The sequence below is a fragment of the Actinomadura sp. DC4 genome, assembly GCF_030406325.1.
Taxonomy (GTDB): Bacteria; Actinomycetota; Actinomycetes; order Streptosporangiales; family Streptosporangiaceae; genus Actinoallomurus.
On record NZ_JAUEQY010000030.1, the window covers coordinates 127,702 to 148,123 of the forward strand.

The window sequence follows — 20,422 nt, forward strand, 5'->3', positions numbered from 1 at the left end:
CCATGACGGCGGACTTCGCCGCCGGCGGCCATCTGGTCCGGCGGTCCACGCCCGCGCCGCCGGCTCCTTCTGCCGACGATGGTCACCCGTGTCGGGGCGGAGCTGGGGCGCGGGCCGGGAGCTCCGGGCCGTTGTCCACAGATCCGCCGGCGGGGGTGTCGGCCGGAGACCCGGCACGTCACGCTCAGTCACATGAGCCCGAACATACTGCGACTCCAGTCGCCCGCCGACGTCGTCTGCGCGATCCCCTATCTCATCGGCTTCCACCCGACCGACAGCGTGGTCGTACTGGCGTGCGACGAGGCACGCCGCGCGTGCGCGGTGCGGCTGGACCTGACGGCGCAAGACCCGTTGATCGAACACATCGCGTTACTCGTGGCCGGTCGCCGGCCGGCGGACGTGATCGTCGCCGGTTACGGCACCGACGAGCGGGTCACGCCTGCGGTGGGCCGAGTCCGCGACCGGCTCTCGGCCCATGGCGTGGGACTTCGCGAGGCCCTGCGCGTGGACAAGGACCGCTACTGGTCCTATCTGTGCACGGACACGACCTGCTGCCCTCCAGAGGGCACCTACGTCGACGTGAGCACGAGCCCGGTCACCGCGGCGGCGACCGCCGGCGGCCTCGTCGCCCTGCCGGACCGCTACGAACTGGAACGCATGCTCGCCCCGATCGGCGGCGACACGACCGAACGAGCCGTCCAGCAGGCGGAGCGACGCCTGGCCGCCTGGATCGGAGAAGACGCCGACATGGTGCCGACCCGCATGGTCGCCGAGGGAGTGCCCTTGGTCCGTACGGTGATCGCCCAGGCCTGCACCGCCTCCCTCATGCCGGGAGAGGAAGAGTCCGCCTGGCTGGCCCTGCTGATGAGCAGCCTGCGCGTACGCGACGAAGCCTGGGTCCGCATGAACGAACCTGACCTCCAGTCCCACATCCGGCTGTGGCGACGTGTCCTGACCCGGGTGACCGAGCCCTACGCGGCCGCCCCGGCCTGCCTGCTGTCCTACGCCGCGTGGCGTGCGGGCGAGGGCGCCCTGGCCAACATCGCCCTGGACCGAGCCCTCGCCGCCGACCCGCACTACTCGATGGCCCGCCTCCTGCAGGAGCTCTTCATCAGCGGCCTCCCACCCTGGTCCGTCCCGATGAACATCACCCCAGACCAACTGGACGACCCCGCCTGAGCCGCCGGAGAGGACACGCCGCCCAAACATCCGACCGCCGCCGGCCCATGAGCCGACCACACCACTCTGAGAACCACCCGGAGGACTCAGGACTAGTCCCATGGGAGATCCCTCACAGGCATTCGACCGCCGAGAACGCCCGGCTCACTCCGAGACCGCCGCACGTGAAACCCGCCCGTCCACCGCACCGCTGACCGAAGAGACCGGGATGCCGACCACGCCGGCGCACCCGTCGCACGCGCGGAGCCTGGATCGGCGGCAGGTCGGGAGCAGGCCGCGGTCTCACGACCGCGGCCGGCGTCGGCGAGCGGTCGACCCCCACCCCACCAGCGCGGCCACCGCACGCGTGGGGCCGGACGGCGCAGCCGTTTCTCGGCGCGGTGGGTTCATGCGGTTCGCGGTGACAAGGGGCGCGGTCGTCAGGGCGCGGTGCCAAAAGTCCTGGTCAGAGGGCTTTCCGGTCAGAGGAAGTCAGAGGAAGGAGGTGTTCGAGCCGCCCTGCTTACGGCGGCGTTCGTTGAAGTCGCGCATCCGCTGGGGGTAGCCGGTGATCTGTACGTCATAGACCGGGAGGCGCAGGTCGCGGGCCACTTTCTGGATGACCTGCGGGGAGCCGACCCGGCGGCGGGTCCATTCGCCGTCGGAGGCGATGGCGACCGCGGTCGTGTCGGTGGCGAAGGTCTCGGGTTCGACGTAGAACTCCACGCCCGGACGGCTGCGGGCGAAGGTCACCAGGGACTCGATGTCGGCGTTGGTCGCCTCGCGGTCCATGGTCGTCACCTTGTGCCCGCGCCGGCGGCGGATCCCGAAGCGATCGCCCCACTTCATCGGAGGTCCTCCCTCACCAGCTCGCGGCGGCTCCGTCCCGTCATTTCCAGAGCCCGCGGCAGACTTCGCGAATTACGTCTTTAACGTCGGCGCCGTCGCCCCGGTTCCAGCGCCGCCCGAGGAGCCCAATTGAACACCATCGACCAACGCGCGTCGTTGGCCTGCATTGCTACATACCTCGCACTAATGTGGCCTCTGTACTGGCGCAAGTAGTTACAGGGGTCCTGATGCGGTTTGCCATTCCTGCAGGCCGGGCGCGGCTGTGGGCCGCGGCGGTCGCCGGGGTGTTGGTCCTCGGCTGGCTGAGCGGCGTCGGACCCGTCGGCGCGAACGGCGGACAGGCTTCCACGCTGGCGAGCGGCCGGTCGGCGATCCCGGCCTCCGGGCACGGACGCGGGCACACCGCACGCCGGAAACCGGTCGCGAAACACCCCGAGCCGGTCGACTGCCGCGCAGTGAAGTGCGTCGCGCTCACCTTCGACGACGGCCCCGGCCCGTACACGACCAAACTGCTCGGCATGCTCGCCGCCCGCCACGCGCGGGTCACGTTCTTCCTGATCGGCGGCAACATCCAGGGCAGGGAGGCCATCGTCCGGAAGGAGCTCGCCGAAGGCCACGCCATCGGCGACCACACCTGGAGCCACCCCGACCTCAGCACCCTCCCCAAGCAGGCCGTACGGGCCCAGCTCACCCGTACGCTCACGGAGATCGCCAAGGTGACCGGCGGCCCGACCCGCCTCATGCGGCCCCCGTACGGTGCCACCGACCGGAGCGTGGGTACGGTCGCGCGCACGCTGGGGCTGTCCCAGATCACCTGGAGCGTCGACACCGACGACTGGCGCGACCGGAACTCGGCGATCGTCGCCCAGCGCGCCATCACCCGGGCCCGCCGCGGCGACATCATCCTCATGCACGACATCCACCCGACCACGGTCAACGCCGTGCCGAGGATCCTGCGCGGCCTCGCCAAACGCGGCTTCACCTTCGCGACCGTGCCCGAACTGCTCGCCGCACGCCCCCTCCGCCCCGGCACGCTGTACTTCCACGAAGGCCCGATCAAGACACCGCGCACCGCACGATCCCCCAAGCGCACGACCGCGACCTCCCGCTCGTGCACGAGGGCCGCCCACAGCCTGCGGTGCGCCCTCGCCAAGCGTGGCTTCGCCCCGGTGAGAGTCCCGGAACAGTTCGCCCCACAGCCGCTCAAGCCCGGCAACGACCAAACCGCCCAGCCCGCGCAGCCGTAGCGAGACCGCGGCCGGAATCCCGCCGCCGACCAGAACACGCGCAGCACCGGCGTAGGCGGCAGTCGGCCGGGTGTGGCGAGGGTCCGACACCAGGGGCGCCTCAGGGATTTCCCCGATGGCCCCGGACACGTCCCCGGGCGCACGATCAGAGCATGACCATTCCCACCGCCGGCATGGCACCCCTGAGCGTGCTTCGTGTCTCGCACGCCGAGCGTGAACCGGTCGTCGAACGGCTCCAGCAGGCGTACGCCGAAGGGCGGCTCGACAAGGCCGAGCTCGACCTGCGACTGCATCTGGCCATCACGGCCAAGACGAGGGCCGACCTCGACGCCGTCCTCTACGACCTCATCCCCCCACCAACGCAGACCACCGAGAAGCCAGAGACCGACCCCACCGCCGAACAGCGGCTCCTCGCCGCCCTCGCGCACGTCGTCGGCATCTTCACCCTGGCGGTAGGCCCCCTGGTGATGATGTGCACGAGGGCACGGCGCACCCCGTACGTCCGGCGGCACATCACCGCCGCGCTCAACTTCCAGCTCACTCTGCTGCTCGTCACCATCGTGACGTTCGGGGTCGGCGGGATCGTCTACACCGTCGCCTGGATCGTCGCCGGGGTCGCCGCGCTCCTCGCGCTGGCCGGCCGCCCGTTCCGCTACCCGTTCACGCTCCGGATCACGCGCTGACCCGGAGCCGGGTGGTCCGGCTCCAGCGCGGGCAGGCCGTCGATGCTGGCGGCGTTGCGCTGTACGCGCGGGACCCAGTCGGCCGGTGCGCGGCGTCCGTGCTGTTCGTCGAGCATGCCGCGTTCGCCGACGACCTCCATGTACGGCACGGAGTAGCCGCAGGAGTCCGACACGCGTGACACGTCGACGGTCACGATCGCCCGGGTGCCCGCATGGCCGTCGCCGAAGTGACCGATCAGGGCGGCCCACGAGGCCGAGTCCGGCCGCACCACCCGGCCCGTGCCGTGCAGCCGTACGATCTTCGGCTGCCGGGCGAACGAGCAGAACATGATGGTGATCCGCCCGTTGTCCCGCAGGTGCGCGATCGTCTCCGAACCGCTGCCGTACAGGTCGAGGTAGGCCACCGTCTTAGGGCCGGTGACCGCGAAGGTGTCCTGGTAGCCCTTCGGTGAGACGTTCACGTGGCCGCCCGCCGAAGGCGCGGTCGCCACGAAGAACATCGGCTGCGAGGTGATGAAGGCGCGGAGTCGTTCGTCGATGGTCTCGTACAGCTTCCCCACAAGACACCCCCAAGAGTGGCATTACCCCCGACCCTACGTGTGGCCGGGCGCAGACTCCCGGACGCGGGATGAGACGATCGTCCGGTGACTGGTCACCGCGCGGCAACGAAAAAACTGCTGGAGTCGTACCGATCGATTCCCGAGGGGGCGCCCGTACGCTTGGCGAAGCGGACCTCCAACCTCTTCCGCTTCCGTGACGACGCCGGCGCGCCCGGCCTGGACGTCAGCGGATTCGACCAGGTTCTGAGCGTCGACCCGAAGAAACGCACCGCCGACGTGCAGGGCATGACGACGTACGAGGACCTCGTCGACGCCACCCTGCCGTACGGGCTGATGCCCCTCGTCGTCCCGCAGCTCAAGACGATCACTTTGGGCGGCGCCGTCACCGGGCTCGGCATCGAGTCCTCGAGTTTCCACCACGGCCTGCCGCACGAGTCCGTCATCGAGATGGAGATCGTGACCGGCGCCGGGGAAATCGTCACGGCGACGCGGGACAACGAGCACCGAGGCCTGTTCTACGGCTTCCCCAACTCGTACGGCACGCTCGGCTACGCGCTCCGGCTCAAGATCGAGCTGCAGCCGGTGAAGCCCTTCGTCGAGTTGCGCCACGTACGCTTCGGGTCCGCCCAGGAGTGCGCGGAGGCGATCGACAAGCTCGCGCCCGACGTCGACTTCATCGACGGCACGGTGTTCAGCGGCGACGAGCTCTACCTCACGCTCGGCACCTTCGCCGACACGGCCGACCACGTCTCCGACTACACCGGCCAGCGGATCTACTACCGCTCGATCCAGGAGCGGAACGTGACACCGCGCTGGCTCGACGCGGGCACCGCGCCGACCGACGTCCTGACCACCCACTCCTACCTGTGGCGCTGGGACACCGACTGGTTCTGGTGCTCGCGCGCGTTCGGCGTGCAGAACCCTCTCGTGCGCCGCGCGTGGCCCGCGGCCAAGAAGCGCTCGGACGTCTACCGCCGCCTGGTCGCCCTCGACAAGCGCGCGCAGTTCTCCTCCCGCATCGACCGCTGGCGCGGAAAGCCGCCGCGCGAGGACGTGATCCAGGACGTCGAGGTGCCGGTGGAGCGGCTGCCGGACTTCCTCGACTTCTTCCGGCGAGAGATCGGCATGAGCCCGGTGTGGTTGTGTCCGTTGCGGGCACAGGACAAGTGGCCGCTGTACCCCCTGGAGCCGGGACGAACGTACGTCAACGTGGGTTTCTGGGGAACGGTGCCCATTCCGCCCGGCCGTCTGCCCGAACACCACAACCGCCTGATCGAGCGCGAGGTCGCCCGCCTCGACGGGCACAAGTCCCTATATTCCACCGCGTTCTACACACGCGATGATTTCTGGCGCCACTACGACGGAGTCACCTATCGACAGCTGAAGGAGGAGTACGACCCCGGCGGGCGGCTGCTCGATCTTTACGACAAAACGGTACGAGGCAGGTGAACATGAAGCTCGCGCAGGTATTCGAGCGCGTCGTGGGCCGCGACGCGCAGGTGGAGTTTCTGGCCTATGACGACAGCAGGGCCGGGCCGGCGGGCGCCGACATCTCGGTGAACGTACGGTCCCCGTACGCGATCTCGTATCTCGCCCACGCACCCGGCGCGATCGGGCTCGCCCGCGCGTACGTCGCGGGCTATCTGGACATCGACGGTGACATGTACACCGCGCTGTCCCGGATGCAGTCGGCGATGGGTGACCTGAGCTGGGGCGGCAAGCGCACACTGCTGCGCGGGATCGTGCGCGACCCGCTGCTGCGCGCGGCCGCGCTCACCCGGCTGGAGCCGCCGCCCCAGGAGGTCAGGACCGAGCGGTTGCCGGTGCTGTCCAGCCTGCTGCGCCACTCCAAGGGGCGGGACGCCAAAGCGATCTCCCACCACTACGACGTGTCGAACACCTTCTACGAGTGGGTGCTCGGGCCGTCGATGGCCTACACGTGCGCGTGTTATCCGACCGAGGACGCGACGCTCGAGCAGGCACAGTTCCACAAGTTCGACCTCGTCTCGCGCAAGATCGGGCTCAAGCCGGGCATGCGCCTGCTCGACGTCGGCTGCGGCTGGGGCGGCATGGTCATGCACGCCGCGCGGGAGTACGGCGTCAAGGCGCTCGGCGTCACGCTGTCCAAGCAGCAGGCCGAGTGGGCGCAGAAGGCCATCGCCGAGGCGGGGCTGTCGGAGCTGGCCGAGGTGCGCCACCTGGACTACCGGGACGTCACCGAGACCGACTTCGACGCGGTCAGCTCGATCGGGCTCACCGAGCACATCGGCAAGGGCAACCTGGCGGCGTACTTCTCCTTCCTGTACGGCAAGCTCAAGCCGGGCGGGCGGCTGCTCAACCACTGCATCACCCGTCCCGACGACACGCAGCCGGCGATCCGCAAGGACGGATTCATCAACCGCTACGTCTTCCCCGACGGCGAGTTGGAGGGGCCGGGCCACCTGATCTCCAGGATGCACGACGCCGGGTTCGAGGTACGGCACGAGGAGAATCTCCGCGAGCACTACGCCAAGACCCTCACCGGCTGGTGCCGCAACCTCGACGACCATTGGGACGAGGCGGTCGCCGAGGTCGGCGAGGGCACGGCACGCGTCTGGCGGCTCTACATGGCCGGCTCGCGGCTGGGCTTCGATCTGAACTGGATCCAGCTCCACCAGGTGCTCGGAGTGAAGGTCCACGAAGGCGGGCGCTCGGACATGCCGCTGCGTCTCTCCTTCGAACCGCCGTTCCACGGTTAAGTACCGAGGGGCCGTACGCCGTGGACAGCACGGCGTACGGCCCTTAACGTCGCCGCCATGACGGTGATCGAGACGGTTGACGCGAACGGCCTGACATTCGGCTACCTCGAGGCGGGCAGCGGCCCGCTCGCGCTCTGCCTGCACGGCTTCCCCGACTCCGCCCACACCTGGCGCCACCTCCTGCCCGCGCTGGCCGAGGCCGGCTACCACGCGGTCGCGCCGTTCCAGCGGGGCTACGCCCCGACCGGCGTGCCCGAGGACGGCGCCTACCAGACCGGCGCTCTCGCCGCCGACGCCAACGCCCTGCACGAGGCCCTCGGCGGCTCCGACGACGCGGTGCTCATCGGGCACGACTGGGGCGCCACCGCCACCTACGCGGCGGCGGCCCACGAGCCGTCCCGCTGGCGCCGGGCCGTCGCGATGTCCGTGCCGCCGCTCGCCGCGCTGGCGACCTCGTTCCTCGACTACGCCCAGCTCAAGCGGTCCTTCTACATCTTCGTGTTCCAGACGCCGCTGGGGGAGGCCGCGGCCGGCGCCGACGGCATGGGCTTCCTGGACGGGTTGTGGGCGGACTGGTCGCCCGGGTACGACGCCGCCGCCGACCTGGAGGAGGTCAAGGCGTGCCTGCGCGAGCCGGCGAACCTCACCGCGGCGCTGGGCTACTACCGTGCGATGTTCGACCCCTCCAAGCACGTCGCCGCCTACGCCGCCGAGCAGGAGTCCGCGGCCACCACCGGGGAGCGGCCCGTCCTGTACCTGCACGGAAGCGCCGACGGCTGTCTCGGCGTGGACCAGGCCCAGCGTGTCGAAGACCACCTTCCGCCGGGCTCCCGCGCCGAGATCGTGCCCGGAGCAGGGCACTTCCTGCACCTTGAGCGACCGGACGTGGTCAACCGCCTGATCGTCGGCTGGCTCACTGAGTAGACGATTGCCCGGTTCGCTTGTTGTCGCCTGCGCTTACTTGGCAGGATGGACCCCGAACGGGATTCTAGTTCAGGAGAGTGAGCGGGCAGTGACCACGGGTACGGCCGAACCGGCCGAGATCGACCTCACCGATTGGGACTTCTGGGCCCGGCCGCTGAGTGAGCGGCACGAGGCGTTCCGGGCGCTCCGGCAGCTGCCACGCCCGGCGTTCTTCCGGGAGCCCGAGCTCTCGTTCGCGCCGAAGGGGCCCGGCTACTACGCGCTCGTGACACACGCGGACGTCGTCGAGGCGTCCCGCCGCCCGCAGGACTTCTGCTCCAGCGGCGGGGCCACCAACATCACGGACATGCCCGCGGAGCTGAACGAGTACTTCGGCTCGATGATCAACATGGACGACCCACGGCACGCCAAGATCCGCCGCATCGTCTCGCGCGCCTTCTCGCCGCGCATGATCCAGCGCTTCGAGGCGCAGGTGCAGTCGGTCGCCGAGCTGGTCGTGGGGGAGGTGCTCGCCAAGGGGTCGGGCGACTTCGTCCCCGACGTGGCCGCACGCCTGCCCCTCAAGATCATCTGCGACATGATGGGGATTCCCGAGAGCAGCTACACGACGGTCTTCGACAACTCCAATATCATCCTCGCCGGCGCCGACACCGAGTTCATCTCCGAGGACGACGACGAGGTCGCGGTCCAGCTGCTCACCGCAGGGCAGACGCTGAAGGACCTGGTCGAGGACCTCGGCCGGCACCGTCGGGAGAACCCCTCCGACGACCTCATCTCCGCGCTGGTCAATGCCAACATCGACGGAGAGTCGCTGACCGACCAGGAGCTGGGGTCCTTCTTCATCCTGCTCGTCGTCGCCGGCAACGAGACGACGCGCAACGCCATCGCGCACGGGATGAAGCTGTTCACCGTCAACCCCGGGCAGCGGGAGCTGCTGCTGTCCGACGTCGAGCGCTACCTCCCCGGCGCGGTCGAGGAGATCGTCCGCTATGCCTCCCCGGTGATCTGGATGCGCCGTACGGCGACGTGCGACACCGAGCTGGGCGGCAACGCCTTCAAGGCGGGCGACAAGCTGCTGCTGTTCTACTGGGCGGCGAACCGCGACGAGACGGTCTTCAAGGACTCCGGCGTCTTCGACATCACCCGAGACCCGAACCCGCACATCGGGTTCGGCGGTCCCGGCCCGCACTTCTGCCTGGGCGCGCACCTGGCCCGGCGCGAGATCGGCGTGATGTTCCGCGAGCTGTTCCGGCGCGCCCCGGGCATCCGCTCCACCGCACCGCCGGACCGCCTGCTGTCCAGCTTCATCAACGGCATCAAGCACCTGCCGTACGAGGTCTGAGCCACCTCAGCTCACCACGTGCAGGGACCGGACCAGCCGGTTGATGTCGGGCAGGAGCCGCGGCTGGTTGCTGGGGATGGTGATCTCGATGATCGTCGGCTCCCGGCGTCCGGTGTCGAGCGCGACCACGACCTCGGTCTGGCCCTTCTCCACCCGGTCGGCGCCGGAGTGGGTCATCCGGAACGCGGTGACCCACCCGGCGTGCCGGTCGACCGACAGCGCGGCGCCGGCCAGGTCCTTGCGGCTGCCGTCGTCGCTGTAGAGCTCCTTCACGAAGGCCTGCCCGGTGAGCTCGGCGGCGGCGCGCAGCCGCTGCGCGCCGGCGACGTCGAGCTTGGGGTCGAGCGGCCCGACGTACACCGCGGCGTACCAGAAGTGCTTGTAGTCCTTGACCTTGCTGTCGACCTCCTGGCCCGACGAGTGGGCGCCGCTCAGCCGGGAGGTGAGCTGCCGCCACGGGGCCCCGAACCGGGCGTAGGAGACCCCGCTGCCGCGGTCGGTGATCCGCCCGGTCACCGGCGACCCCGTGCCGCGGAAGGCCGGGAGCGGGCCGGCGGGAGCGCCGGAGGGCCGCCACGTCAGCGCGGGTACGCCGGTCGGCGCGGCGGTGACCAGCGGGTACGCGCCGGTGAAGGCGTCGGGGCCGGTCTCGGTGTGGCGGTTCAGGAGGAAGACGATCGCCGCCGCGACGGCAAGGATGAATGCGGCAGCGGCGGCGATCAACGACTTCACGGTTCGTAAGCGTACGGAATCAACGAAGCTCGCGCTTGAGGATCTTTCCGGTCGCGGTCATCGGCAGCTCGTCCCGGAACTCCACGACGCGCGGGTACTTGTAGGTCGCGAGGTTCTCCTTGGCCCAGCCGACCAGCTCGTCCTCGGTGGTCGTCGCGCCGTAGACCGGGATGACGTACGCCTTGATCTCCTCGCCGTGGGTCTCGTGCGGGATGCCGACGACGGCGGCGAGCGAGACCCCGGGGTGCGTCATCAGGATTTCCTCGATCTCCCGCGGGTACACGTTGAACCCACCGCGGATGATCATGTCCTTGGAGCGGTCGATGATGTAGTAGTAGCCGCTCTCGTCGCGGCGCGCGATGTCGCCCGTACGGAACCAGCCGTCGCGCAGCACCTCGGCGGTGGCCTCGGGACGCTCGTAGTAGCCCTTCATGACGCAGTGCCCGCGGATCGCGATCTCGCCCGGGCCGTCGCCCGCGTCCTTCCAGTCGTCCTCGATGAGCTTCATCTCCACGCCCCAGATCGGCTGCCCGATCGACCCGGGCCGGGCCGGCCGGCCGGGCCGGTTGAAGGAGGCGACGGGGGAGGTCTCCGACAGGCCGTACCCCTCGACGATGTTCACCCCGAACCGGTCGGCGAAGCGGTTGAGCACCTCCAGGGGCAGCGCCGCGCCGCCGGACGAGGCCGTCGTGAGGTTCGCCGCGATCGCGGCGATCTGCTCCGGCGTGTGGTCGCCCTGGTGCGTCAGCAGCCCCCAGTACATCGTGGGGACGCCCGCGAACAGCGTGACGCTCTCGGCGAGCATGAGGTCGAGCGCGGCGCCCGCCTCGAACCGCGGCATGAGCACGAGCGTCGCGCGCCGCAGGAAGCCGGTGTTGAGGATCACCGACTGGCCGAACGCGTGGAACAGCGGCAGCGCGGCCAGGAACACGTCATCGCCGGTCCGGTCGAACATCCCGTCGGAGACCATGGCGTTCATCAGCATGTTCTGGTGGCTGAGCTCGGCGCCCTTGGCCCGGCCCGTCGTGCCGCTCGTGTAGAGGATCACCGCGGTGTCGGTGGCCTCGGTCTGCGCGGTCTCGAACTCTCCCGGCTGCTCGCCGAGGACCGCCCAGATCGACTCGCCGTGCGGGACCTCGGTGGCCAGTGGCGTCGCGGGCAGCGCGATGAAGTGCTCGCAGCCCGGCACGTCGGAGTGCGCTCCCCAGCCCTCCTCGCCGAGCGGGAGCTCCGGCGTGCCCTCGAAGCAGAACAGCGCCTTCGCCCCGGAGTCGTCGAGGTGGTACGCGATCTCACGCCGCTTCAACAGGACGTTGAGCGGGACGACGACGCCGCCGGCCTTGAGGATGCCGAAGTAGACCATGGGGAAGTAGGGCAGGTTGGGGCAGGCGAGCGCGACCTTGTCGCCCGGCCCGATGCCCCGCGACCGCAGGAGGTTCGCCACCTGGTTCGCGATGGTGTTGACGAACGCGTACGAGAGCCGCATGTCGCCGAAGACCAGAGCCTCGCGGTCGGGGGTCTCGCGTGCGGCGTCGTCGAGGACGACCGAGAGGTTGAGCATCGGCTACTCCAGCTGCGGTATCAACGGGGGGTTCCCATTGATACCGCAGCGAGGAGATCAGCTGAAGTCGACGTCGGCGCAGGAGTAGAAGGCGTTGCCGGTGTCGGCGATGTCCCAGACGGACAGGATCAGCTGCCGGCCGTGCCTGGTGGGCAGGGTGCCGCGGTGCGTGACCGGGTTGGGCGGGCGCTGGCCGTTGTAGTCGACCTTGAGGAAGGGCGTGGACTCCAGGGCCGCGCGGGTGAGCGGTTCGGCCGGGTCGTAGCCGGTCTTGGTGACGAAGTAGCGGAACGAGGTGGTCGCGTGGATGGCGGTGAAGGTCCAGGTGAAGCCGTACGACGCGCCGCTCGTCATCGCCGCGGCCGGCCACGCGCCGCCGCGCGGGTCGTCGAGCTGGGCGAACTCCGTGTGGTTCGCGCTGCAGATGTGGCCGTCGGCCGGGCCGGCCTGCGGGAACCCCTTCGGGCCCTCGACGCTCTGCGGCTCGTACTGGATCGAGCCGCAGTCGGCGACCTGGTGCTGGGCGCACCGGTAGCTGCGGCTGGGCGGCGACGTCGTGTAGCCGTGGGAGAAGGCCGGGGTGGCCGTGAGCAGGGGAAGCGTGGCGGTGACGACGCCGGTGACGGCTAGGGCGATCTTTCCTGGCATGTGACCCTCCTTGGGGGCGGGGAGTCCTGGCGGGGACCCGGATCACTGTGGCGAGCCTGCGTCACGAACTTACTGGAAACCTTCCTGTAAGTAAGGTGTCCAGTGAGGCAGTGCGGCGTACCCGCCCCTCGGGAGCGGTAAAGGCAGCCGGTCCTTGCTTGCGTCTGCGCTAGTCTTGGGATATGTGCTCTCGGCTGCTCCTTGGTCGGCCGCGTTGACGTGACCATCCGATCGACGCGGCAGCCCCTCCATGTGCGAGGGGCCTTCTCATGCAAGGGGCACAGTTTCGTGAGCCGAAGCCGTGCGAGATCAGACGAGGAACGATGACTGGCGCCGACGAGAATTTTGACCCGCGGGCAATCCAGGACAAATGGCAGGCCCGGTGGGAGGAGCTGAACCCCTTCGCGGCGAGCGAGGACTCCGGTGACGAGCGTCCCCGCCGGTACGCGCTGGACATGTTCCCCTACCCCTCCGGCGACCTCCACATGGGGCACGCCGAGGCGTACGCGATCGGCGACGTCAGCGCCCGCTACTGGAACCAGCACGGCTTCAACGTCCTGCACCCCATCGGCTGGGACTCCTTCGGGCTGCCCGCGGAGAACGCCGCGATCAAGCGCAACTCCCACCCGTCCGAATGGACCTACGCCAACATCGAGACGCAGGCCGACTCGTTCCACCGTTACGCGACCTCCTTCGACTGGTCCCGCCGGCTGCACACCTCCGACCCGGAGTATTACCGCTGGAACCAATGGCTGTTCCTGCGCTTCTACGAGCGCGGCCTGGCCTACCGGCGGGGCGGCCAGGTCAACTGGTGCCCGAACGACCAGACCGTGCTGGCCAACGAGCAGGTCGTCGCCGGCCACTGCGAGCGGTGTGGCGCGCTGGTCGAAAAGCGCGTGCTGACCCAGTGGTACTTCAAGATCACTGAGTACGCCGACCGGCTGCTGACCGACATGGAGCAGCTGGACTGGCCCGAGCGCGTCCTGCTGATGCAGCGCAACTGGATCGGCCGCTCCGAGGGCGCCGACGTGGCCTTCCAGATCGAGGGCCGCGACGAGCCGGTCACGGTCTACACGACCCGGCCCGACACGCTGTACGGCGCGACCTTCTTCGTGGTGGCCGCGGACGCCGCGCTGGCCGAGGAGATCTGCGCGCCCGAGGCGCGGGCCGAGTTCGAGACGTACCGCGCGTCGGTGCAGCGCGAGTCGGACATCGACCGGCTGGCCACCGACCGCGAGAAGACCGGTGTCTTCCTGGGCCGTTACGCCGTCAACCCGGTCAACGGCGAGCGCATGCCGGTCTGGGCCTCCGACTACGTCCTGGCGGAGTACGGCCACGGCGCGATCATGGCGGTTCCCGCGCACGACCAGCGTGACCTGGACTTCGCCCGCAGGTTCGAGCTGCCCGTACGCGTCGTCGTGCACACCGGCGAGGCCGACCCGGGCGAGACCGGCGTCGCGACCCCCGGCGAGGGCGAGCTGGTCAACTCCGGCCCGCTGGACGGCCTGGCCAAGACCTCGGCCATCCCGCGGATCACCGAGATGCTGGAGGAGAAGGGCCTGGGCAAGGCGGCCGTCAACTACCGGCTGCGCGACTGGCTGATCTCCCGGCAGCGGTTCTGGGGCACCCCGATCCCGATCATCCACTGCGAGGGGTGCGGAGAGGTCCCGGTCCCGGACGAGCAACTGCCCGTACGCCTGCCGGACGACCTGCGCGGCGCGGACCTGGCGCCCCGCGGTGTCTCGCCGCTGGCGGCCGCCACCGACTGGGTCAACGTCGAGTGCCCGAAGTGCGGTGGCCCCGCCAAGCGGGACACCGACACGATGGACACGTTCGTCGACTCCTCCTGGTACTTCATCCGCTACTGCTCGCCGGACTACGCCGAGGGCCCGTTCGACGTCGAGAAGGCGCGCGCGTGGATGCCCGTCGACCAGTACACCGGCGGTGTCGAGCACGCGATCCTGCACCTGCTGTACGCGCGCTTCTTCACCAAGGTGCTGTACGACATGGGCATGCTGGACTGCGTCGAGCCGTTCACCCGGCTGGTCAACCAGGGCCAGGTCATCCTCAACGGCTCCGCGATGTCCAAGACGACCGGCAACCTGGTCGACCTGGGCGAGCAGATCGAGGCCTACGGCGTCGACGCCGTACGCCTGACGATGATCTTCTCGGGTCCGCCCGAGGACGACATCGACTGGGCCGACGTCTCCCCGTCGGGCGCGATGAAGTTCCTGGCCCGCGCGCATCGCGTGGCGGCCGACGTGACGTCCGCGCCGGGCGCCGCCGCCGCGGGCGGCGACGTCGAGCTGCGCAAGGTGACGCACCGGACGATCGACGAGGTCACCCGGCTGATCGAGGCCCACCGCTACAACGTCGCGGTGGCCCGGATGATGGAGCTGACCTCCGCCGCCCGCAAGGTGATCGACTCCGGTGCGGGAGCGGGCGACCCGGCGGTACGCGAGGCCGGCGAGACCCTGGCCGTCATGCTGTCCCTGGTGGCGCCCTACACCGCCGAGGAGATGTGGGAGCGGCTGGGACGCGAGGCGTCGGTGGCGAAGGCCGGCTGGCCCGTCGCCGAGCCGGCGCTGCTGGTCCAGGACTCCGTCACGTGCGTCGTGCAGGTGGCGGGCAAGGTCCGCGACCGGCTGGAGGTCGCGCCCGACATCGCCGCCGAGGCGCTGGAGCGGCTGGCGCTCGACTCGGACAAGATCAAGGCGGCCCTGGGTGACCGAGGCGTCCGCAAGGTCATCGTACGGGCGCCGAAGATCGTCAACATCGTGCCCGCCTGACCGGGGCGAACCCCCGCAAACACCTCATACGAAAGCCGTGAGGGCACCCCCCAGGGTGCCCTCACGGCTCGCACAGTGCCGGGGAGACGTGGCACGTCACATCTTGCGGAGCACCGCCACGACGCGGCCGAGGATGGTCGCGTCGTCGCCGGGGATCGGGTCGTACGCCGGGTTGTGCGGCATCAGCCAGACCCGGTCGTCGCGGCGCTTGAACGTCTTCACGGTCGCCTCGCCGTCGATCATCGCCGCGACGATGTCGCCGTTCTCGGCCACCGGCTGCTGACGGACGACCACCCAGTCGCCGTCGGCGATGGCGGCCTCGATCATCGAGTCACCGGTGACGTTGAGGAGGAAGTGGGTGCCCTCGCCGACGAGCTGCTTGGGCAGCGCGAAGACGTCCTCCACCGCCTCTTCGGCCAGGATCGGGCCACCGGCGGCGATCCGGCCGACGAGAGGCACGTACGTCGGGGCCGGGCGCGCCGCCGTCTCCTGGCCCGACGAGGTCTCGTACGACCCGACCTCGCTCTGCATGGCCGCCGAGCCCGGCATGCGGACGACGACGGCGCGCGGGCGATTGGGATCGCGCAGCAGGAAACCCTTGCTCTGCAGCGCCCGCAGCTGGTGCGACACGCTGGAGGTGCTCGTGAGTCCGACCGACTCGCCGATCTCACGCATCGAGGGAGGATAGCCACGCCGTTGGACGGAGTCGCGGATCACCTCCAGCACCTTGCGCTGGCGTGCGGTCAAACCGGTCTCGTCGCGGGGGCCATCAGGCATTTCCCGGACCTTGCTCATGAGTGTCTCCGCTGGATGGCTGTGCTCCGGTGACGCGCTGTCGCCGGAATTTCGCTCCTGTAGACGGACGTTATCGCCTCGCCGCTTAATGATCAAACACCTGTTCGAAGATGTCCTGGAATTTTGCGGCCTCTCGCGGTACAACTCGTACTGATGTTCGATCGAAATCTCGTTCGACTCATCGAGGGGAGCGACATGAGCATGACCGTTCATACTCGCCCTTCCGCGCCGGTCCGGCTCACCCGGAGAGGGCGTGTGGTCGTCATCTGTGCCGTGGCCTTCGTGCTCCTCACGTGTCTGTGGGTGGGGGCACGGCACGGTGCCCGTGCCACGTCGGAGGGGGATCGGGGGCCGTCGTCGGTACGCTTGGAGTCTGTGGTCGTGGGGCCGCACGACACCTTGTGGGGCATCGCCGTACGAACGCGTCCGGGCGTCGACCCGCGCGTCACGGTGCAGCGCATGATCGACCTCAACGCCCTGCCGGGCGCGGTCGTCAACCCGGGTCAGACGGTCTATATCCCGTCCCGGTGACCCGCCGGGCGCCTGCCGCCCGGCGTGCGACACGCCGATGGCTGTGACGTGAGCGGGCTCTTCGTGCGCTTGTTGCGGACGAGGTTGCGGAGGGCACTGTGGGGCCGTACGGTGGACCACAACATCTAGTAGTTACATAGATGTAGTTCACCACAGGTTGTGGTTACGCAGCGAAGTCGGCGTAACCGGCACGTAACGCCGTGCCGCTCGGGGAGAGAGGGGTGGGGCATGCACTGCCCGTTCTGCCGCAATCCCGACAGCAGGGTGATCGACAGCCGCTCCACCGACGACGGGGCGGCGATAAGGCGACGCCGGTCGTGCCCCGAATGCGGGCGCCGGTTCAGCACGCAGGAGACGGTGCTGTTGATGGTCGCCAAGCGCAGCGGCGTCACGGAGCCCTTCTCCCGCGACAAGATCATCGCGGGGGTCCGGCGTGCGTGTCAGGGGCGTCCGGTGACAGAGGACGCCCTCGCCCAACTGGGCCAGCGGGTGGAGGAGGCGGTCCGGGCGACCGGAAACGCCGAGATGCGCTCCCACGAGGTGGGACTCGCCATCCTCGGGCCGCTGCGCGAGCTCGACGAGGTCGCCTATCTGAGATTCGCCTCCGTCTACCGGGGGTTCGAGTCGATCGACGACTTCGAGAAGGAAATCGAAACTCTTCGCGCGGCTGAACGCGGCCGGTAACACCTGTCCGCTGTCGCGTGTTGTACGAGTAATCCTGGAGATGGGCCGGTGAGGCCCGAGAAGGGGGAGGTCATGACGGAAACGGTGAGCGGCCAGGCACGGCGCGGGAGGGGCGGCCGTAAGGGGCTGAAGATGGAGCGCATCTTCACCCGGCCCGGCATTCACCCGTACGACGAGGTTCGGTGGGAGCGCCGCGACGTCGTCATGACCAACTGGCGGGACGGTTCGGTCAACTTCGAGCAGCGTGGCGTCGAGTTCCCCGAGTCGTGGTCGGTCAACGCGACCAACATCGTCACCTCGAAGTACTTCCGCGGCGCCGTCGGCGGCCCGCAGCGCGAGTGGAGCCTGAAGCAGCTCGTCGACCGCGTCGTCGGCGTCTACACCGAGACGGGCCGCGAGCACGGTTACTTCGCGACCGAGGAAGACGCCGAGATCTTCGACCACGAGCTGAAGCACGCCCTGGTCCACCAGGCGTTCAGCTTCAACTCGCCGGTGTGGTTCAACGTGGGCACGGCCTCGCCGCAGCAGGTGTCGGCGTGTTTCATCCTGGCGGTCGACGACACGATGGAGTCGATCCTCGACTGGTACAAGGAAGAGGGCGTGATCTTCAAGGGCGGTTCGGGGTCGGGGGTGAACCTTTCCCGCATCCGCTCCAGCAAGGAGCTGCTCTCCTCCGGCGGCACCGCGAGCGGCCCGGTGTCGTTCATGCGTGGCGCCGACGCCTCGGCGGGCACCATCAAGTCCGGCGGCGCGACCCGCCGGGCGGCCAAGATGGTCGTGCTCGACGTCGACCACCCCGACGTCGAGGAGTTCATCGAGACCAAGGCGCGTGAAGAGGACAAGATCCGCGCTCTCCGCGACGCCGGCTATGACATGGACCTCGGCGGCAAGGACATCGTCAGCGTTCAGTACCAGAACGCCAACAACTCGGTTCGCGTCTCTGACGAGTTCATGCGCGCGGTCGAGTCCCGCTCCTCCTTCGGTCTTCGGGCCCGCCAGACCGGCGAGGTCATCGAGAAGATCGACGCCAAGGGCCTGTTCACCAAGATCGCCAAGGCGGCCTGGGAGTGCGCCGACCCGGGCATCCAGTACGACGACACGATCAACGACTGGCACACCAGCCCGGAGACCGGCCGGATCACGGCGAGCAACCCGTGCTCGGAGTACATGAGCCTGGACAACTCCTCGTGCAACCTGGCCAGCCTCAACCTGCTGAAGTTCCTCAACGATGACAACACCTTCGACGTCCCGCGGTTCGTGAAGCTCACCGAGCTGATCATCACCGCGATGGACATCTCCATCACGTTCGCGGACTTCCCGACCGAGAAGATCGGCGAGACCACCCGGGCGTACCGCCAGCTCGGCATCGGCTACGCCAACCTCGGCGCGCTGCTGATGGCGACCGGCCACGCGTACGACTCCGAGGGTGGCCGTGCCCTCGCCGGGGCGATCACCTCGCTGATGACCGGCGTCGCCTACCGCCGCTCCGCCGAGATGGCCGGCGTGGTCGGGCCCTACGACGGTTATGCCCGCAACGCCGAGGGCCACAAGCGGGTCATGCGCAAGCACGCCGCGGCCAACGACCAGGTCCGCACGCTGGACGCGATCGACAAGGCCATCCACACCGAGGCCACCCGGCAGTGGCAGGAGTGCCTCAAGGTCGGAGAGAAGAACGGCTACCGGAACGGCCAGGCGTCGCTGCTGGCGCCGACCGGCACGATCGGCCTGATGATGGACTGCGACACCACGGGCATCGAGCCTGACCTCGCGCTGGTCAAGTTCAAGAAGCTCGTCGGCGGCGGGTCGATGCAGATCGTCAACAACACCGTGCCGCGCGCCCTGAAGAAGCTCGGCTACCAGCCGGAGCAGATCGAGGCGATCGTCGAGTTCATCGCCGAGCACGGCCACGTCATCGACGCGCCGGGCCTCAAGCCCGAGCACTACGAGGTCTTCGACTGCGCGATGGGCGAGCGGGCGATCAGCCCGATGGGCCACGTGCGGATGATGGCCGCCACGCAGCCGTTCCTGTCCGGGGCCATCAGCAAGACCGTGAACGTCCCGGAGAGCGCGACGATCGAGGACATCGAGGAGGTCTACCTCCAGGGCTGGAAGCTCGGCCTCAAGGCGCTGGCGATCTACCGCGACAACTGCAAGGTCGGCCAGCCGCTGTCCATCGCCAAGAAGAAGACCGAGGAGAAGGCCGAGACGGCCCCGGCTCCGGCCGAGGTCGGCCCGGTCCGCACCCGGCTGCCCAAGCGGCGGCCGGCCACCGTCACGCGGTTCTCCGTCGGCGGCGCCGAGGGTTACATGACCGCCTCCACGTACCCGGACAACGGCCTCGGCGAGGTGTTCCTCAAGCTCGGCAAGCAGGGCTCCACACTGGCCGGTGTGATGGACGCCTTCTCCATGGCGATCTCCATCAGCCTCCAGTACGGCGTGCCGCTGGAGACCTGGGTGGACAAGTTCACCAACATGCGGTTCGAGCCGGCGGGCATGACGGACGACCCGGACATCCGCATGGCGAACTCGATGATGGACTACATCTTCCGCCGGCTGGCCCTCGACCACCTGCCCTACGACACGCGCGCCGAGCTGGGCATCTTCTCGGCCGAGGAGCGCGCGGCCCAGGCGGCCGGTCAGGACCCGGCGTCACTGCGCGCCGAGGAGGACGTGGACCCGGAGACCCTCGCCCAGTCGGTCCCGGTCGAACGCCCGAAGACCACGGAGAAGCCGGCACCGGCCCGTACGACGGAGGCCCACTCCTCGACGGAGCTGATCGAGAGCCACCAGGGCCGCACCGCGGACGCCCCGCTGTGCCTGACCTGCGGCACGAAGATGCGCCCGGCGGGCAGCTGCTACGTCTGCGAGGGCTGCGGCTCGACCAGCGGCTGCAGCTGAAAGCAGGCGCCCCCAGGGCGTGAATTCTCCTGATCAGGGTGGTGGGGGGGGGGGGGGGGGGCCCCCCCCCGCGGCGCGGGGGGGGGGGGGGCCGCCCCGCCCCCGCCCCCCCGGGGGGGGGGCGGCGCGGCGGGCGGGCGGGGCCAGGGGGGGACACCGGGGGCAGCCGGGCCCCCCACACAACCCCGCAACCGGGGGGGGGGGCGGGGCGGGTGGGCGGGGGGGGCCCCCCCGCACCCGCCCCGGCCCGACCCGGGCGGGCGGGGGGAGACAGGGCGCGCGA

The 20,422-nt window shown here is 69.5% G+C and carries 17 protein-coding genes; 11 read left to right on the forward strand and 6 right to left on the reverse strand.

The annotated features are described in order from the left end of the window. The first annotated feature begins 192 nt into the window (after nucleotides 1–192). Nucleotides 193–1,179 carry a DUF4192 domain-containing protein gene (locus QWU11_RS37320; RefSeq protein ID WP_290119246.1) on the forward strand — a complete coding sequence of 329 codons (987 nt, stop codon included), beginning with the start codon at nucleotides 193–195 and terminating at the stop codon, nucleotides 1,177–1,179. 471 nt (nucleotides 1,180–1,650) lie between these two features. Here the strand turns inward: QWU11_RS37320 and QWU11_RS37325 are convergent, their stop codons facing one another. Beyond that, entirely contained in the window at nucleotides 1,651–2,007 is a 357-nt protein-coding gene (locus QWU11_RS37325; RefSeq protein ID WP_290119247.1) for a hypothetical protein, read from the reverse strand. Between the two features lie 227 nt (nucleotides 2,008–2,234). Between QWU11_RS37325 and QWU11_RS37330 the strand changes: the two genes are divergently transcribed. Beyond that, nucleotides 2,235–3,254, forward strand: coding sequence for a polysaccharide deacetylase family protein (locus QWU11_RS37330; protein ID WP_290119248.1), 1,020 nt, complete (start codon nucleotides 2,235–2,237; stop codon nucleotides 3,252–3,254). 152 nt (nucleotides 3,255–3,406) lie between these two features. Beyond that, on the forward strand, nucleotides 3,407–3,937 hold the full coding sequence (locus QWU11_RS37335; protein ID WP_290119249.1) for a DUF1707 and DUF4870 domain-containing protein: 531 nt from the start codon (nucleotides 3,407–3,409) through the stop codon (nucleotides 3,935–3,937). Here the strand turns inward: QWU11_RS37335 and QWU11_RS37340 are convergent. Beyond that, on the reverse strand, nucleotides 3,907–4,497 hold the full coding sequence (locus QWU11_RS37340) for a pyridoxamine 5'-phosphate oxidase family protein (RefSeq protein WP_290119250.1): 591 nt from the start codon (nucleotides 4,495–4,497) through the stop codon (nucleotides 3,907–3,909). The two genes, QWU11_RS37335 and QWU11_RS37340, sit on opposite strands and share 31 nt — an antisense overlap. Nucleotides 4,498–4,581: 84 nt before the next feature. Between QWU11_RS37340 and QWU11_RS37345 the strand changes: the two genes are divergently transcribed. The 4 genes from QWU11_RS37345 to QWU11_RS37360 all read left to right on the forward strand — a co-directional run bounded on the left by QWU11_RS37345 (nucleotide 4,582) and on the right by QWU11_RS37360 (nucleotide 9,501). After that, nucleotides 4,582–5,946: an FAD-binding oxidoreductase gene (locus tag QWU11_RS37345; protein WP_290119251.1), complete on the forward strand. Its 1,365-nt coding sequence runs from the start codon at nucleotides 4,582–4,584 to the stop codon at nucleotides 5,944–5,946. Nucleotides 5,947–5,948: 2 nt separating this feature from the next. Beyond that, complete coding sequence (locus QWU11_RS37350) at nucleotides 5,949–7,235, forward strand: class I SAM-dependent methyltransferase (protein ID WP_290119252.1); 1,287 nt, start codon at nucleotides 5,949–5,951, stop codon at nucleotides 7,233–7,235. A gap of 57 nt (nucleotides 7,236–7,292) precedes the next feature. Then, on the forward strand, nucleotides 7,293–8,159 hold the full coding sequence (locus QWU11_RS37355) for an alpha/beta hydrolase (RefSeq protein WP_290119253.1): 867 nt from the start codon (nucleotides 7,293–7,295) through the stop codon (nucleotides 8,157–8,159). 88 nt (nucleotides 8,160–8,247) lie between these two features. Beyond that, on the forward strand, nucleotides 8,248–9,501 hold the full coding sequence (locus tag QWU11_RS37360) for a cytochrome P450 (protein WP_290119254.1): 1,254 nt from the start codon (nucleotides 8,248–8,250) through the stop codon (nucleotides 9,499–9,501). Between the two features lie 6 nt (nucleotides 9,502–9,507). Here the strand turns inward: QWU11_RS37360 and QWU11_RS37365 are convergent, their stop codons facing one another. Genes QWU11_RS37365 through QWU11_RS37375 form a run of 3 tightly spaced genes read right to left on the reverse strand, consistent with a single transcriptional unit; the run spans nucleotide 9,508 to nucleotide 12,442 of the window. Then, nucleotides 9,508–10,233 (reverse strand): hypothetical protein, encoded by a 726-nt coding sequence (locus QWU11_RS37365; protein WP_290119255.1) that lies wholly within the window; start codon nucleotides 10,231–10,233, stop codon nucleotides 9,508–9,510. 19 nt (nucleotides 10,234–10,252) lie between these two features. Further along, a complete protein-coding gene (locus QWU11_RS37370; protein ID WP_290119256.1) occupies nucleotides 10,253–11,794 on the reverse strand; it encodes a long-chain fatty acid--CoA ligase in 1,542 nt (513 codons plus the stop codon). 57 nt (nucleotides 11,795–11,851) lie between these two features. Next, nucleotides 11,852–12,442, reverse strand: coding sequence for a lytic polysaccharide monooxygenase (locus QWU11_RS37375; RefSeq protein ID WP_290119257.1), 591 nt, complete (start codon nucleotides 12,440–12,442; stop codon nucleotides 11,852–11,854). A gap of 323 nt (nucleotides 12,443–12,765) precedes the next feature. On the opposite strand from QWU11_RS37375, the gene leuS reads away from it, so the two are divergent. After that, nucleotides 12,766–15,231 (forward strand): leucine--tRNA ligase, encoded by a 2,466-nt coding sequence (gene leuS, locus QWU11_RS37380; RefSeq protein ID WP_290119258.1) that lies wholly within the window; start codon nucleotides 12,766–12,768, stop codon nucleotides 15,229–15,231. Between the two features lie 96 nt (nucleotides 15,232–15,327). On the opposite strand, the gene lexA is transcribed toward leuS, so the two are convergent. Further along, nucleotides 15,328–16,026, reverse strand: coding sequence for a transcriptional repressor LexA (gene lexA / locus QWU11_RS37385; protein ID WP_290119259.1), 699 nt, complete (start codon nucleotides 16,024–16,026; stop codon nucleotides 15,328–15,330). A gap of 381 nt (nucleotides 16,027–16,407) precedes the next feature. Here lexA and QWU11_RS37390 point away from each other — a divergent pair, with 381 nt between their 5' ends. The 3 genes from QWU11_RS37390 to QWU11_RS37400 all read left to right on the forward strand — a co-directional run bounded on the left by QWU11_RS37390 (nucleotide 16,408) and on the right by QWU11_RS37400 (nucleotide 20,139). Then, on the forward strand, nucleotides 16,408–16,557 hold the full coding sequence (locus tag QWU11_RS37390; RefSeq protein ID WP_290119260.1) for a LysM peptidoglycan-binding domain-containing protein: 150 nt from the start codon (nucleotides 16,408–16,410) through the stop codon (nucleotides 16,555–16,557). Between the two features lie 228 nt (nucleotides 16,558–16,785). Next, on the forward strand, nucleotides 16,786–17,241 hold the full coding sequence (nrdR, locus tag QWU11_RS37395) for a transcriptional regulator NrdR (protein ID WP_290119261.1): 456 nt from the start codon (nucleotides 16,786–16,788) through the stop codon (nucleotides 17,239–17,241). A 72-nt stretch (nucleotides 17,242–17,313) separates the two neighbouring features. Beyond that, nucleotides 17,314–20,139, forward strand: a complete 2,826-nt coding sequence (locus QWU11_RS37400; protein WP_290119262.1) for a vitamin B12-dependent ribonucleotide reductase — start codon at nucleotides 17,314–17,316, stop codon at nucleotides 20,137–20,139. Nucleotides 20,140–20,422: the final 283 nt, after the last annotated feature.